Raw genomic sequence first — 14960 nt, 5'->3', positions numbered from 1 at the left:
TGCGCCCGTCGGCTATTTCGCGCTCTCCAGTTTGGCCCTCTCGCCGGATATGGCCGCCAGCAAGTGGCGGGTGATCGTTGCCCGGCGGGCGCTGTTGGTGATCTTCGCACCGGTCAAGTCGGTGACATAGAACACGTCGACCGCGCGTTCTCCGAAAGTTGCGATCTGCGCGGAGCCGATGTTCAGGTTGAGGCGGAAGAGGCTCTCGGTGAGGTCATAGAGAAAGCCCAGCCGGTCCAATCCGTTGACTTCGATGACCGTGAAGCGGTTGGAGGAGTCATTGTTGATGATCACCTGCGGCTCGACCTTGAAGGCGCTGTAGCGGCCCCGGCCTTTCGTATTGCGGGCGATCTGTTCGGCGAGGTTGACCTTGCCGGCCAGGGCACGCTCGATCATGGAGGTGACTTTTTCGGCTCGCCTCTGCTCGTCCTCCTCTTCGACAAATTCCCTTTGGATCAGGAGCGTGTCGAGGGCCATGCCGTCAGTGGTGGTGAAGATCTGGGCGCTGACGATGTTGGCGCCGGCGACGGCGCAGGCGCCCGTCAGCAAGGCCAGGAGGCGGGGGTGATCGGGCGCGAAGACGGTCAGTTCGGTGATTGCGGTGAAGGCGTCGGTGCGCACATGGGTCGCTACTGACTTTCCTGAAGCCTCCGCGCTGCGGATGAGATTGGCATGAACCACATGATGCTCGGCATCCACGTTCAGCCAATAGGCGTCGTAATGGCGATCGATATAGTGCCGGCGCTCGCGGTCGGGCCAATCGGCGATGGCGCCGCTGAAGATCCGGTGCGATTCCGCCAGCCGGTCCGCCCTGCTGATGCTTGCATGGCCGCCGGTCAGGATCGGTTCCGTCTCGAAATAGAGGGTGCGGAGGAGCTGTCCCTTCCATCCGGTCCATACGCCCGGTCCCACGGCGCGGATGTCCACCACGGTCAGCAGCAGCAGCAGTTTCAGCCGTTCCGGGCTCTGCACGATGGCGGCAAAGTCGAGGATGGTCTTGAAATCATTGAGGTCGCGCATCTGCGCGTAATCGCTCATGGCCAGATGATTGCGGATCAGCCAGGCCACCGTCTCGGTCTCGGCCGCCGTCAGGCCCAAGCGCGGGCAGAGCTGCTTGGCAATGCGCTCGCCGGCAGAGGAGTGCGCCTCGCGACGTCCCTTCGCGACATCGTGCAAGAAGACCGCGACGTAGAGCACGCGCCGGTTCTGGATGTTGCGGATGATGTCGTGGGACAGGGGGTGGTCGCTGCCGAGAGCGCCACGCTCGATTTCGGAGAGGATGCCGACGGCGCGGATCAGATGCTCGTCGACGGTGTAGTGATGATACATATTGAACTGCATCAGCGCCACGATGCGGCCGAATTCGGGGATGAAGCGCCCCAAGACGCCCGCCTCGTTCAGCTTGCGCAGGATCGTCTCGGGATCGCGAGGCGAGGTCAGCATCTCCATGAACAGCTCGTTCGCCCCCGGATCCTTGCGGACGTCCTCGTCGATGAGGCTCAGGGAGCGGCGGACGAGCTTCAGGGCATCGGGGTGGATCAGGACGTTGTGCTTTTCCGCCAACTGGAACAGGCGGAGGAGATTGATCGGATCCCTGGCGAAGACCGTCTCATCGGTCACGTTGATCCGACCCACATCGAGCTTGAAATCGGCGTTGTCGCCGAAGGGGCTTGCGCTGCGAGGGCGCAGCTTCTGCAGCATGCGGCTCATGGTGGGGATCTTCTTGACCTGTTGGGCCTCCAGCACCGAGCAAAAGATCCGGGTGAGGTCACCCACGTCCTTGGCCACCAGGAAATAGTGCTTCATGAAGCGCTCGACGCTCTTTAGTCGTCCGCGGGCGTGATAGCCGAGGCGCTCCGCAAGTTCGGCCTGATGGTCGAAGGTCAGGCGGTCGCCGGCTCTTCCGGTCATGAAATGAAGATGGCACCGGACGGCCCAGAGAAAGTCCTCGCGAGCTCGGAAGCGGCGGGCTTCCGAGCGGGTGAAGACGCCCGCACTGACCAAGCCGGAGGGCGAGCCGGTGCCATAGAGGAACTTCGCGATCCAGAACAGAGTGTGCAGGTCCCGAAGACCGCCCTTGCCATCCTTGACGTCAGGCTCGACCAGATAGCGGGAATTGCCCGCCCGAGCGTGGCGGGCATCGCGCTCGGCGAGTTTGGCGGTGATGAAGGCGGCGGCTCCACCCGCCACGATCTCCTTGCGGTAGCGGCCCTCGAGCTCCTCGAATAGCGAGCGATCGCCCCAGATGAAGCGCGCCTCGAGGATGGCTGTCATGATCGTCGTGTCATTGCGCGACAGGCGCAGGCACTCATCGATGCTGCGGGTCGCGTGGCCGACCTTGAGGCCCAGGTCCCACAGAACGTAGAGCATGTATTCTATGACGCTCTCGCCCCATGCCGTCTGCTTGTATGGCAGCAGGAACAGAAGGTCGATGTCGGAGGCCGGGGCCAGCGTTCCGCGGCCATAGCCTCCCACCGCCACGACCGAGATCCGCTCGGCGGATGACGGATTGCGGGCGCGATAGATGTGGATGGCCGTGAAGTCGTAGAGGGCGCAGATCACCTCGTCCTGCACATAGGCCAGGTTGCGGGCGCAGATCGTTCCCCGGCCATCCTCCATGAGGCGCCGCTCGGCTTCCCGGCGCCCTTGCTGCAAAGCCTGTTTCAACGCCGAAAGCAGCGCCCGGCGCATTGCCGCGTCATCGCCCTCGTGCTGGCGGTACAGCTCGGTCAGCTCGCGGCGCAGCCGGACGCCATCGATCAACGCATCGGCGTCGGCGACACGCAGCTTCAATTCCATCGGCTCCTGCCGGGGCTGCTGAGCAAGCTTGTCCATGGGCGGCTATATAGGCCTCAAGTCCTCATCATGCACGGGCCTTCAGCTGCCCAGCTTCGCCTTCAGCTCATAGAGCAGATCGAGCGCTTCCCGTGGCGTGAGATCATCGGGATGCACCTCGCGCATCAGAGACTCGATTGCGCTGTCGCGAAAACCGCCATTTGCTGGCGGCTGGGCCGCCCGAGCCACGGAAAATAGAGGCAAGTCGTCGATGACCCCGCGTCGTGTCGTTGCCCGCTCGCTCTTCTCAAGCAGTTTCAGCACCTCGGCGGCACGCTCGATGACCCGCGCTGGCAGGCCGGCGAGCTTGGCCACCTGAATGCCATAGGAGCGGTCGGCAGCTCCAGGGCCCACCTCATGAAGAAAGACCAGCTCGCCCTGGAACTCGCGGACTTTCATGGTGGCGTTTGCAAGCCTCGGCAGGCGTTCGGATAAGGCGGTGAGTTCATGAAAATGGGTCGCAAACAGCGCACGACAGCGATTGATCTCGTGCAGATGCTCCACACAGGCCCAGGCAATCGACAATCCATCGAAGGTCGCCGTGCCGCGACCGATCTCGTCCAGGATGACCAGGGAGCGCGCTCCCGCCTGGTTCAGGATCGTCGCCGTCTCGACCATTTCCACCATGAAGGTCGAACGCCCGCGCGCGAGGTCATCGGCGGCGCCGACGCGGCTGAAAAGCCTATCCACGATGCCGACATGGGCAGATGCCGCCGGTACGTAGGAGCCCATCTGCGCCATGATCGCGATCAGGGCGTTCTGGCGCAGGAAGGTGGACTTGCCCGCCATGTTCGGTCCGGTCACCAACCAGATGTGACGGCCTTCCTCATCCGCGGTCAGGGTGCAGTCGTTGGGGATGAAGGAGCCTTCGGCCAAGACCTGGAGCGCGCGTTCGACCACGGGATGGCGCCCTCCTTCGATCTGGAAGGCGCGCGACTGGTCAACTCGAGGACGGACATAGCGTTCATCCTCGGCCAACTGCGCCAAAGCGGTCGCAACGTCGATCTCAGCCAAGGCGCCGGCCATGATCGCAATCATTTCTGCGTTCTGATGGATCAGAGCGAGGAGTTCGTCGAGTACCTTCAACTCTATGGCCACGGCACGATCTCCGGCCATGGAGATCTGCGACTCCAGGTCAGCGAGTTCGACCGTGGTGAAGCGCATTGCATTCGCCAGCGTCTGACGATGCACGAAGCGCGCATTGAGCGGCGGTATCATGAGCTTTTCGCCGTGCTGGGCGGTCACCTCAATGAAAAAGCCGAGCACGTTGTTGTGGCGGATCTTGAGCGCGCGTATCCCGGTCGAGTCGGCATAGTCACCCTGCAGGCCGGCAATGACCTTCCGGCTCTCATCGCGGAGCCGGAGTTGCTCATCGAGCGCATCGATAAGACCGCGACGCACGAAACCGCCGTCACGGGCCTGGAGGGGCAGGTCGTCGGCGAGCGTCTCGGTCAGGCGACGGGCCAGGGAGCCGTCGTCCTGTTCCATCGTCTGGACCAGAGCCGACAATCCGGCGGGCTGCGACACAAGGCCGGTGTCCCGGGTCAGCAACGTCCGCAGTGTGGCACAGGCCATCAACCCCGAGCCTATGGATGCGAGGTCTCTCGGTCCTCCACGACCGACCATCACGCGAGACAGGGCTCGGCCAAAATCAGGTGCCGCTTTCAAGGCGGCCCGGATGTCGGCGCGCATTTCATCGAGATCGAGGAAATATCCAATCGTATCGAGGCGATCGTTGATGGCGATGGAATCGGTCAATGGGGCAGCCAAACGATCGCCGAGCAGACGGCCGCCGGCATTCGTCACGGTCCGATCGATGGCAGACAGCAAGCTGCCACGACGGTCTCCCGACGTGGTCCGCACCAGCTCCAGATTGATCCTCGTGGCCGCATCTATGAGCATGGAGTCGGATTGCTCGCAGCGGCGCGGTGCGCGGATAAGCGGGATCTTGCCGACTTGTGTCAGGGCGACGTAATCCAGCAGCGCGCCGCAGGCAGAGATCTCCGCCCGCGAAAAGGCGCCGAAGGATTCCAACGCTCCCACCGCAAAGTGAGCCTTCAACCGCTTTTCCGCATTCATGCTGTCGAAGCGAGACGTCGGTAATGGGGTGAGAGCCGCTTTCTGACCTCTGAGCATGGAAGCCAGCCGAGGTTCCGCCAACACATTCTCCGCAACAACGATTTCGCCCGGATCGAGCCGGGCAATCTCGGCAAGCAGCGTTTCGGCATCGAGTGCACAAGTGGAAAAGTCGCCGGTCGAGATGTCCAGCCAAGCCAATCCCAGCTCTCCGCCGGAGCGGATGCGTGCAAGCGCGGCAAGATAATTGTGCCGCTTCGACTCGAGGAGACTGTCCTCGGTCAGGGTGCCCGGTGTGACCAGTCGAATCACTTCCCGACGAACGACTGACTTGGCACCGCGCTTCTTCGCTTCAGCGGGGTCTTCAGTCTGCTCGCATACTGCGACTCTGTGACCGGCCCGAATCAGGCGCTCGAGATAATCCTCAGCCGCATGGACGGGCACACCGCACATGGGGATGTCTTCGCCGAGATGTTTCCCCCGCTTCGTCAACGCGATGCCAAGTGTGTCCGACGCTTTCACGGCATCGTCGAAAAACATTTCGTAGAAATCACCCATCCGGAAAAACAGCAGACAATCCCGGTGCTGAGCCTTGATGTCGGTGTATTGCGCCATCATCGGAGTGATCGCCTTCGCGTCCACACTGTCTGCAGCCGCGTCTGCAGCGGCTGGCTCGATTCCTTCCCGAACTTCTGTGACGGCGTCTCTCATGGCGCGGAAATTACCAGAGGGGATGGCGCACTGTCTCGACGCCGATCGGTGTTGCCTGTGTATAACAGCGCGTTGCATGGGAGATTGATGGAAGACGAATGCCCAATAGGGGCTTGAGACGAGGAAACTGTCAGTCTAGGTTCGCCTCCCCACTAAACTAGAGAACAACGGGCAGGGCAGAACGATGGCAGGTGAGCATGGATCGGGCGGGCGGCAGCCCAAGGTTTCCGACGCCGAGGCCCTACTGTTCCATCAGCGCGGCAAGCCGGGTAAGCTCGAGGTCGTCGCGACGAAGCCGATGGCCACTCAGCGTGACCTCAGCCTCGCCTACTCGCCCGGCGTTGCCGTGCCGGTGCGGCGGATCGCAGAACAGCCCGATACCGTCTACGACTACACGGCAAAGGGAAACATGGTGGCCGTCATCTCTAATGGCACCGCCATCCTGGGACTGGGTGATTTGGGTGCCCTGGCAGCAAAGCCTGTCATGGAAGGGAAGGCCGTCCTTTTTAAGCGTTTCGCCGATGTCGATTCGATCGATCTCGAGGTCGACACCAAGGATGTCGACGCATTCGTGAATTGCGTCCGCTATCTGGGTCCGGCCTTCGGAGGCATCAACCTCGAGGACATCAAGGCACCGGATTGCTTCATCATCGAGCAGCGCCTCCGCGAGTTGATGGACATTCCGGTCTTTCATGACGATCAGCACGGCACCGCGATCATCGCGACGGCAGGCTTGATCAACGCGCTGCATTTGACCGGGCGCGAGCTCAAGACTGTGAAAGTCGTCATCAATGGGGCGGGTGCGGCGGCCATCGCCTGCGTGGAACTGATCAAGGCCATGGGCTTGCCCGCCCAAAACGCCATTCTCTGCGACTCGAAAGGTGTGGTCTATCAGGGGCGCACGGACGGCATGAATCAATGGAAGTCGGCTCATGCGTCGGTCACCGATGCCCGCACGCTGGCTGATGCCGTCGCTGGATCGGATGTGTTCCTCGGTCTCTCGGTGCAGGGCGCACTGACGCAGAAAATGGTGGCCAGCATGGCTGATCGGCCAATCATCTTCGCGATGGCCAATCCGGATCCGGAGATCACGCCAGAGGAAGTCGCCGAGGTCCGAGACGATGCCATCATGGCAACCGGTCGCTCTGACTACGCCAACCAGATCAACAACGTGCTTGGCTTCCCTTACATATTCCGTGGCGCACTGGACGTTCGCGCCCGCACCATCAATGAAGAGATGAAGATTGCGGCTGCGGAGGCCCTCGCTCGGTTGGCACGGGAGGACGTGCCCGACGAAGTTGCCGCCGCCTATCACGGACAGAGACCCAAATATGGGCCGACCTATCTCATTCCGGTGCCCTTCGACCCCCGGCTGATCAGCACGATTCCCAAAGCCGTCGCGCGAGCCGCGATGGAATCCGGTGTTGCGCGCAAGCACATCGTCGATCTCGACGCCTATGCGGCGGACCTGTCGGCACGCCTCGATCCAATCGCCGGTTCGCTGCAAGGGATCTTCGAGCAGGTGCGCCAACGCTCGCGGCGCGTCGTGTTTGCCGAAGGCGAGGAAGAGCGGATGATCCGCGCCGCCAACGCCTTCGCGAATGCCGGGTTGGGCCAGGCGATCCTGGTCGGTCGAGATGCCCAGATTGAGCAGTCGGTCAAGATTCTCGGGATCGAGTTGCACGAGCATGTGAGCATTCTCAATGCCAGGCTCTCCGATCGGAATGCGGAATATGCCAGCTATATCTACGCGCGCAGGCAACGCAGCGGCTTTCTGATGCGTGACTGCCAGCGGTTAGTGAACAACGACCGGAATGTCTTCGCCGCCTGTATGGTTGCTCTCGGCGATGCGGATGCCATGGTTACGGGGATCACACGGCATTATGCCGTGGCGCTCGAAGACGTTCAGCATGCCATCGACATCCGCGAGAATCGGAGGCTTGTGGGCGTCTCCATGGCGCTCTGCCGCGGGCGTACAGTCTTTGTTGCCGATACGACCGGCCATGACATGCCCACGGCGGAGGAGTTGGCCGACATCGCGGAGGAAGCTGCCGGGGTTGCCCGCCGCTTCGGTTACGAGCCACGGGTCGCGCTGCTGAGCCAGTCGACCTTTGGGCATTTGGCCAGCGAGCGGGCGCTGGAAGCCCAGCGGGCCATTCAGATCCTGGACGAGCGCGGCGTCGACTTCGAGTATGACGGCGAGATGCAGGCGGACGTCGCGCTGAGTCGCGAGACAATGGCACTCTATCCCTTTTGCAATCTCACCGGTCCGGCGAACGTGCTGGTCATGCCGGCGTCCGATTCGGCGAGCATCTCGACGAAGATGCTCCAACAGCTGGGTGGCGTGGTGCTTGTCGGCCCCCTTCTGGTGGGCCTCCAGAAATCCGTCCAGATCGCGCCGCTCAATGCAACTGCGAATGACCTCGTGAACATGGCTGCAATCGCGGCGTTCGACCTCAATACATGAAACAGAGCATTTTCACGGTTTCCGAGAGGGTTTTTTAACCCTATCACGACGCCGTGAAAAGCCAGGCAAACAGCCGGTTTGCTGAACAAATCGTAAAAATTTGACTACAGCTTTATCGATCGATACGGGAATACGGCGAAATTGCACCTATAAGTAGGAAATCTCGTTGCCGATCTGCAACAGGCCTATCGATTCCCTCGCGCTTCCCTGCTCAGACGAACATTTTCTGCCGACATTCCCTGCTCGTAGGTATAGGGTCCTGTCAGTAAGTTCTTCGGGAGAGAGGAAGACATTATGCGTAACTATTTGTATGCAGGGGTTGCGGCCACTGCAATGATCCTGGGCGCTCAGGCCGCCTCGGCAGCTGACCTTTACACGCCTCCGCCGCCAGAAGTGGTGATCGCTCCGGCTCCGGTCGGTGGTTGGTATGTCGGCGTGTTCGGCGGTGCCGCTTTCCCGCTCAGCACGAAGACCAAGGCCGGCGCAGCGTTTTACGACAGTGCCACTGACACGTTCGATGCGGCTGGCTTCAACGGCAAGACCGAGTACGACACCGGCTGGCTGGTCGGCGGCAACGTCGGTTACGAGATGGGCAATGGCCTCCGCGGCGAAGTTGAACTGTCCTACTTGCAGGCCAACAACGACAGGCTGAAGGGCAATGCCTTCCTCGACATCGATGATAGCGACTTCATCATCGAGAACAACGGTGGCTTCAAGGCCAATGCCAAGGACCACACTGACGTCCTCTTCGTGCTGGCCAATATGTGGTACGATTTCAACATGGGCATGCCCTTCAAGCCGTATCTCGGCGGCGGCGTCGGTGTTGGCTTCGTCAATCAGCACCTGAAGGTTGGTAACGATTCGCTCATCGACGACAGCGACACGAACTTTGCCTTCCAGGCGGGCGCCGGCTTCAAGTGGGCCCTGTCGGATGCAGTCGACCTCGACGTCGGCTATCGCTTCAAGGGCGTCCTTGATGTGAAGCTCGAAGACAAGGGCGGCGTTGGCATCAATGGCGACGCTTATGCCTACAAGGCGCAGACCAAGGACGATCTCTACTACCACACCGTCCAGGCCGGCATCAGCTTCAAGTTCGGCGGCTACTGAGATCTCCTCAAGGGATCTCTGAGGAACGCGGCGCCTTCGGGCGCCGCGTTTTTTCGTGTGTCTAACGCTCAGAAGAAGAACCAGGCGCCGAGCTGCCCGCGCCAGGCGTCGCGGGTCAGATCCGTCCCCCGATTGTCGGTGGTAAATTCCCGCCGACCCCACATCACTTCGGCGCCGAGCCGCAGCTGCTCCACGGGCTGCCAGATAATGTTGGCATGAGCCGACATGACGTCGACATTCGCGTTCTCGACACGTGAGGCCGCGATTTCCTTGTCGTTCTGATCAGAATAGCCCCAGCCGAGATTGATCGAGGTGGCATCCGTCACATTGACAGTGATGCCGGCGAAAAGGCCGAGTTGCTCGACCAATTCGATGTTCCCGTCCTTCACATAGGCACCGAAGGATGGGCCAAGCAGGTAGCTCCCCAGGCCCCTTCCATACATGGCGCCGGCCGAGAGCAAGGCAAACTCGGTCAGCTGGATGTTTGCCGCCCCCTGCACGCCCCATCCGAGGGCATCGTCGCCGCCGCGACCTCCATTCGACTCGGCGTGATAATTGCGGAGCAGCCCGGAGACCACCAGCTGGTGACCGCCGGGGATGTCATACTGCATGCGGACATTGAGATCCGGCAGGTTGTCCGACGTGCCGGGCGCCTTGGTGCCCGCCTTGGCTCCAGCCGATATCAGATCGCCCCTTTCGGCCGTGGGGTTCTCCAGCGACATCGCGGCCAGAGCCGGGCCATCCCTCCATGTGAACCGCACCTGGTCGTTGCGCGTCCGGCCGATCAGACCGACATCGCCGTTGAAATCGACGGTCGTGATGCCGGTGAAGGGGGACATGAAGTTCTGCCAGTAGCGGCCGGCCCCCAGCGTGAAATGCGGCGTCAGATCCCATTCGCCCCAGGCATGACGCAGTCGAAACTCGGCTGGGCCCTCGGATCCGCCCGCCATGAAGTCGCCCTCGATCAGCGTCCTGATCTGACCGATGCGCGTGTCCGATCCCGACTTGATATTGAAGCGGCTTTGTCGGGCGTGCAGGCGGGTGTGGGTGGAGTTCTTGACAGAGGCGATTCGGGTGTAGCTGAAAAAGTCACCCAGATCCTGATCGAAGTCATAGATGACATCGCCCTTCACGTATCCGGATATGGTGACTTCGTGGGTGGGGGCTGGCCGATCTCCGGCTGGAGTGAGGGCCAATGTGAAGCCGCCCGTCTCAGGTGCCGGCTCGCCGGCTCGGTTCGTCTTCCATTCTGACGATCGCCCAGGTCCGCGAAGGACCGTGACCATCGCGGCGTCGGGATCGCGGGGTTGCGGGGACGGCGAAGCAAGGTGCTGAATTCGGTTCTGGAGCTGGTCGAGCTCCGCCTTCAGCGACGAGAGCTCATCCGCCTGGGCAGAAGCCAGAGAGATCGCCAGGGGGACACCGGCCAAAAGAAGCCGCTTGAAATCGACGCGACACATACAAACAAACTCCAAAAACTAATAGGTGCATAAAATCAAACTGCACGTATTACGTTTATCGGAGCGTGACAACAGCCGCTCGTAGTCAGCGAGCGACGACAGAGCTTTGTTGTCCGAAAGTCACACGGAGGGAGAGCTAGTTCGCGTCCATCTTCAGCGCGGCGATGAAGGCTTCCTGCGGAATATCAACCTTGCCAAACTGCCGCATCCGCTTCTTGCCCGCTTTCTGCTTGTCGAGCAGCTTCCGCTTGCGGGTTATGTCGCCGCCATAGCACTTGGCGGTCACATCCTTGCGGAGCGCAGAGATCGTCTCGCGGGCCACCACCTTGCCGCCGATGGCGGCCTGGATCGGGATCTTGAACAGATGCTGGGGGATCAGCTCCTTCAGCTTTTCACACATGACCCGGCCACGCTGCTCGGCGCGCCCGCGATGCACAACCATGGACAGGGCGTCGACCGGCTCGGCGTTCACCAGGATCGACATCTTGACCAACTGGCCCTCTTCGTAGCCCTGGATATGATAATCGAAGCTGGCATAGCCGCGACTCACGGATTTGAGGCGGTCATAGAAATCGAACACGACCTCGTTCAGCGGCAACTCGTAGACCAGCATGGCGCGAGCGCCTGCATATGTCAGCTGCTTCTGGCGGCCACGACGATCCTCGCAGAGCTTAAGCACGGCGCCGAGATGTTCGTCGGGAACCAGGATCGTCGCTTCGATCCAAGGTTCTTCGATCTTGGCGATCTTCATCACGTCCGGCATGTCCGCCGGGTTGTGCAGATCGATCACCGTGCCGTCGGTCATATGCATGTGATAGACCACCGACGGCGCGGTGGTGATCATCTCGATGTCGAATTCGCGCTCGATCCTTTCCTGGATGATCTCCAGGTGCAACAGGCCGAGAAAGCCGCAGCGGAAGCCGAAGCCCAACGCCGCTGACGTTTCCATCTCGTAGGAGAAGGAAGCGTCGTTCAGCGCCAGCTTGCCCATGGCGTCGCGCAAATTCTCGAAATCGGAAGAGTCGACTGGAAAGAAGCCGCAGAAGACGACGGGCTGCGCAGGACGGAAGCCCTTCACCGGGTGCTCCGTCTGCCGCTTCTCATCGGTCACGGTGTCACCCACGCGGGTGTCGGCCACCTGCTTGATCGCTGCTGTAAAAAAGCCGAGCTCGCCAGGACCCAGCTTGTCCACGATCTCCTGCTTCGGCCGGAAGAAACCGACGCGCTCCACCAAATAGGAGCCGCCGGTCTTCATCAAGCGGATGCGCTGGCCCTTCTTCAACTCACCGTCCAGGATGCGCACCAGAACCACGACGCCCAGATAGGGATCGTACCAGCTGTCGACGAGCAAGGCCTTCAGAGGGGCCGCCAAGTCGCCCTTCGGTGCTGGCAGGCGCTTGACGATTGCTTCGAGCACATCGGGGATCCCCAGTCCAGTCTTCGCGGAGATCTCGACAGCCTCGGACGCGTCGATTCCGATCACATCCTCGATTTGTTGACGGATCCTGTCCGGCTCAGCGGCGGGAAGATCGATCTTGTTGAGAATCGGGACGATCTCGTGGTTCACCTCGAGCGCCTGATAAACATTGGCCAGGGTCTGAGCCTCGACACCCTGGCTCGCATCGACGACGAGGAGAGAGCCCTCGCAGGCCGCCAGAGACCTGTTGACCTCATAGGCGAAGTCCACATGACCTGGGGTATCGATCAGGTTCAGAACATAGTGCTCGCCATTTTTCGTGGTGTAATCGAGGCGGACGGTCTGGGCCTTGATGGTGATGCCGCGCTCTTTCTCGATATCCATCGAGTCGAGCACCTGCTCACGTCCCGCCATCTCACGATCGGTCAGGCCGCCGCAAAACTGGATAAGCCGGTCGGCAAGCGTCGACTTGCCGTGATCGATGTGGGCGATAATGGCAAAGTTACGGATATGGGCGAGATCGGTCATGGATGGGCTAGATAACACTCCACGGGGGCCGGTCAAGCGCCGTGAGGCCGCGGAGGCAGTCACACCGGCCTCGGGGGACCATTATTTCAATCCGTTTACGGAAAACCTGACTGAGGGCCTTGGATTTAAGCCAAGGATCAGAGGTTTCAGTCATCCGGCGAATGATTCAAGCGCCTTGAGAAGCGGCAGCCAGTGTTCCTGCTCCGCCAGGGCGGTTTTCGTATTCACGTCAAACACAGTCAAACCCTGCTCGGCCAGGCGGGGATAGACGCTCCGGTCGGGAATGCGGGCGGCGATCATATAGCCATTGCCGATCATCATCCGCTCCAAGCGCTTTGCCTGCTGGGTCGACGCGCGAAATCGGTTTGCCACCAGCAGCGTCTGCTTTTTTCCGCTTTTGACCTTTTTGACCTGCTCGATCTCATCCAAGAAGCTCAAAGTCGCCCGTTCGTCATAGATTGACGGTTGCAACGGAACGACGATCGCATCCGCCTCCCGGATGACCTCCCGGACCTTCTCGCTCTTCAGGGATGCCGGGCAGTCGATGACAAGACGCTGTACCTTCTTGGACACCTCACCAAAGTCGTCGCGCCAGTCGATGACATCGATGGATGCAGCGCTCTCCGGCCGCAACTCACTAAAAATCATGGAACTCTTCTGCCGATCATAATCCGCCAAGGCTGTCACCAACCCTGACACTGCGTAGGCAGCAGCGAGGTGGGTGGCGATTGTGGTCTTGCCGCATCCGCCCTTGATGTTCATGACGGCGATGGAAAAAGTCATTTGGCGTGGGATCCGTTACGAACGGGAAAGCCCTCACGTTCGAAGCTGCGAAACGCTTTGGCAGCTTCCACGATGAAACCATCCTCGGCTGTCAAATGCCATTGGTGAAGAATGTCCAGCGCGGCCTTTAGGTGCTTGCGCTTTTTTGAAGGGGCCTCTTCGATCAACCGCTTCAGGAAGTCCTCCGCTACACTCAGATCGTTCAGGCGCCCGAGTTCACCCTGAATGGCGCTGATATTGTCCCGGTACTGCTCCACCTCGGCTTCGTCCAAGTTCAAGGTCGTGAGAAGCGGCTCTGCAGTGTAGCGCAGTTTCTTCGCCGAGATGCGAGCCTTATGCCAGTCCGCCACGTGAACCGAACCCCGCGCGGCCCGGCCCATCTTCAGGAGCTTCTTATGGAGCTTGCGAAGGCGCGGCGCTGCAAATGCATGAACCGGACGGTTCTCCAGGAGCGCATCCAAGGGTGTCGTCCGCTTCATCCACTTGCCGGCCTCGATCCACCCATACAGGCTAATGATCATCCGCGCCATTTCAGTGCTGTCCAGAGCCGATATGACTTTGTCCAAGGCGGACTGGCGATACCGGTGAGCAGCTTTGGTAACCTCCTCCGCCAAACGTGGCTTCATCCCCGTTTCGACGAGGAGCGGCAGGGTCTCTGCGAGGAAAACATCCGTTTCGCGCACAGCGCCCGTTAGGTTGAAAAACGCCTTCACTGCGGCAAGCTCGGCGTCGGCCTCGCGCGTGCGCAAAACCGGCTTGAAGGCGGAAACGGTCGAGCGGAAGCGGCGCAAACCTACCCTGATCTGATGGATGCCCTCAGGCACGCCTGCCCGAACGGCCGAGATATTTTGAAGGAAGTGCGAAAAATTGTGATGCAGCATCAAGCGAATGGCACTCGGCAACGGCATGTCGGAAGCGAGAGCGAGCTTTGACGAATAATAGGCTTGTGGTGCTTCGGCCGTCGCCAGCCGGTAACCGCGGGCGGCCTTGCCGCTGTCGATGAAGCCTGCAGGGACCTGCTCCAGGAACTCAAGGCAGGCACGAACATAGGCGGCGACATCCGCAGTCTTCAGTTCGATCTCGACCTCGGAAATCGGGGTCGCGCCGTCGCGGCCGAGAATCTCACCTTGGTCATAGGCAAACTCAGCCGCGCCATCCGTCCCCCCGCGATGGCGCCGCCGCATGAACTTCGTCGTAAAGATCGGCTGTAGAGTGGTCAGATCCAGCTTGCTGGCGATGCCGTCAGGAAGCACGAGGGACAGATGAGTGAGGTTCGGTTTCGCGTCGTCGATTTCGACTTCATGCTCCGCCCGGCTCAGCGCGGAGTTCCCATCCTCCCCCGCCAATTTTACGGTCTGGAGCAGTTGGTCACCGTCGCGCCGGACGCGCATTTGAATGCCTTTGGCACGAAAAGCAAAATCCGGGGTGTCGAAATAGGTGGATTCGACGAGTATCGGAGAATCCTTGGCGAACAGCTTCTCGACCGCTGCCATCCCTTCGGGGTGAACCGCCAGTTTGATCTCAGTTTCCGTACTCAAGCTCACGACCTTTAGGCGCCGAAACGGAAACGTTCCAG

General features: G+C 60.8%; 8 protein-coding genes. 2 read left to right on the top strand and 6 right to left on the bottom strand.

Going from position 1 to position 14960, the window contains the following annotated elements:
• Positions 1–12: 12 nt before the first annotated feature.
• Both FKM97_RS00835 and mutS read right to left on the bottom strand, forming a co-directional pair.
• Positions 13–2799, bottom strand: coding sequence for a [protein-PII] uridylyltransferase (locus tag FKM97_RS00835; protein ID WP_143957243.1), 2787 nt, complete (start codon positions 2797–2799; stop codon positions 13–15).
• A 78-nt stretch (positions 2800–2877) separates the two neighbouring features.
• Positions 2878–5622 carry a DNA mismatch repair protein MutS gene (gene mutS, locus FKM97_RS00830; protein ID WP_143957242.1) on the bottom strand — a complete coding sequence of 915 codons (2745 nt, stop codon included), beginning with the start codon at positions 5620–5622 and terminating at the stop codon, positions 2878–2880.
• Positions 5623–5806: 184 nt separating this feature from the next.
• Here mutS and FKM97_RS00825 point away from each other — a divergent pair, with 184 nt between their 5' ends.
• Positions 5807–8089, top strand: coding sequence for an NADP-dependent malic enzyme (locus FKM97_RS00825; RefSeq protein ID WP_143957241.1), 2283 nt, complete (start codon positions 5807–5809; stop codon positions 8087–8089).
• A 294-nt stretch (positions 8090–8383) separates the two neighbouring features.
• Positions 8384–9196 carry an outer membrane protein gene (locus tag FKM97_RS00820; protein ID WP_143957240.1) on the top strand — a complete coding sequence of 271 codons (813 nt, stop codon included), beginning with the start codon at positions 8384–8386 and terminating at the stop codon, positions 9194–9196.
• Between the two features lie 68 nt (positions 9197–9264).
• Here the strand turns inward: FKM97_RS00820 and FKM97_RS00815 are convergent, their stop codons facing one another.
• From FKM97_RS00815 to FKM97_RS00800, 4 genes are all read right to left on the bottom strand, one after another.
• Positions 9265–10656 (bottom strand): DcaP family trimeric outer membrane transporter, encoded by a 1392-nt coding sequence (locus tag FKM97_RS00815; RefSeq protein WP_143957239.1) that lies wholly within the window; start codon positions 10654–10656, stop codon positions 9265–9267.
• Between the two features lie 136 nt (positions 10657–10792).
• Positions 10793–12601 (bottom strand): translation elongation factor 4, encoded by a 1809-nt coding sequence (gene lepA / locus FKM97_RS00810; RefSeq protein ID WP_143957238.1) that lies wholly within the window; start codon positions 12599–12601, stop codon positions 10793–10795.
• A 150-nt stretch (positions 12602–12751) separates the two neighbouring features.
• Positions 12752–13384: a ParA family protein gene (locus FKM97_RS00805; RefSeq protein WP_143957237.1), complete on the bottom strand. Its 633-nt coding sequence runs from the start codon at positions 13382–13384 to the stop codon at positions 12752–12754.
• Complete coding sequence (locus FKM97_RS00800; RefSeq protein ID WP_143957236.1) at positions 13381–14922, bottom strand: CYTH and CHAD domain-containing protein; 1542 nt, start codon at positions 14920–14922, stop codon at positions 13381–13383. The genes FKM97_RS00805 and FKM97_RS00800 overlap by 4 nt, the downstream gene beginning before the upstream one ends.
• Between the last annotated feature and the right edge of the window lie 38 nt (positions 14923–14960).

The organism is Rhodoligotrophos appendicifer, assembly GCF_007474605.1.
Lineage (GTDB): Bacteria > Pseudomonadota > Alphaproteobacteria > Rhizobiales > Im1 > Rhodoligotrophos > Rhodoligotrophos appendicifer.
This window is presented reverse-complemented; position numbering and strand designations above follow the sequence as displayed.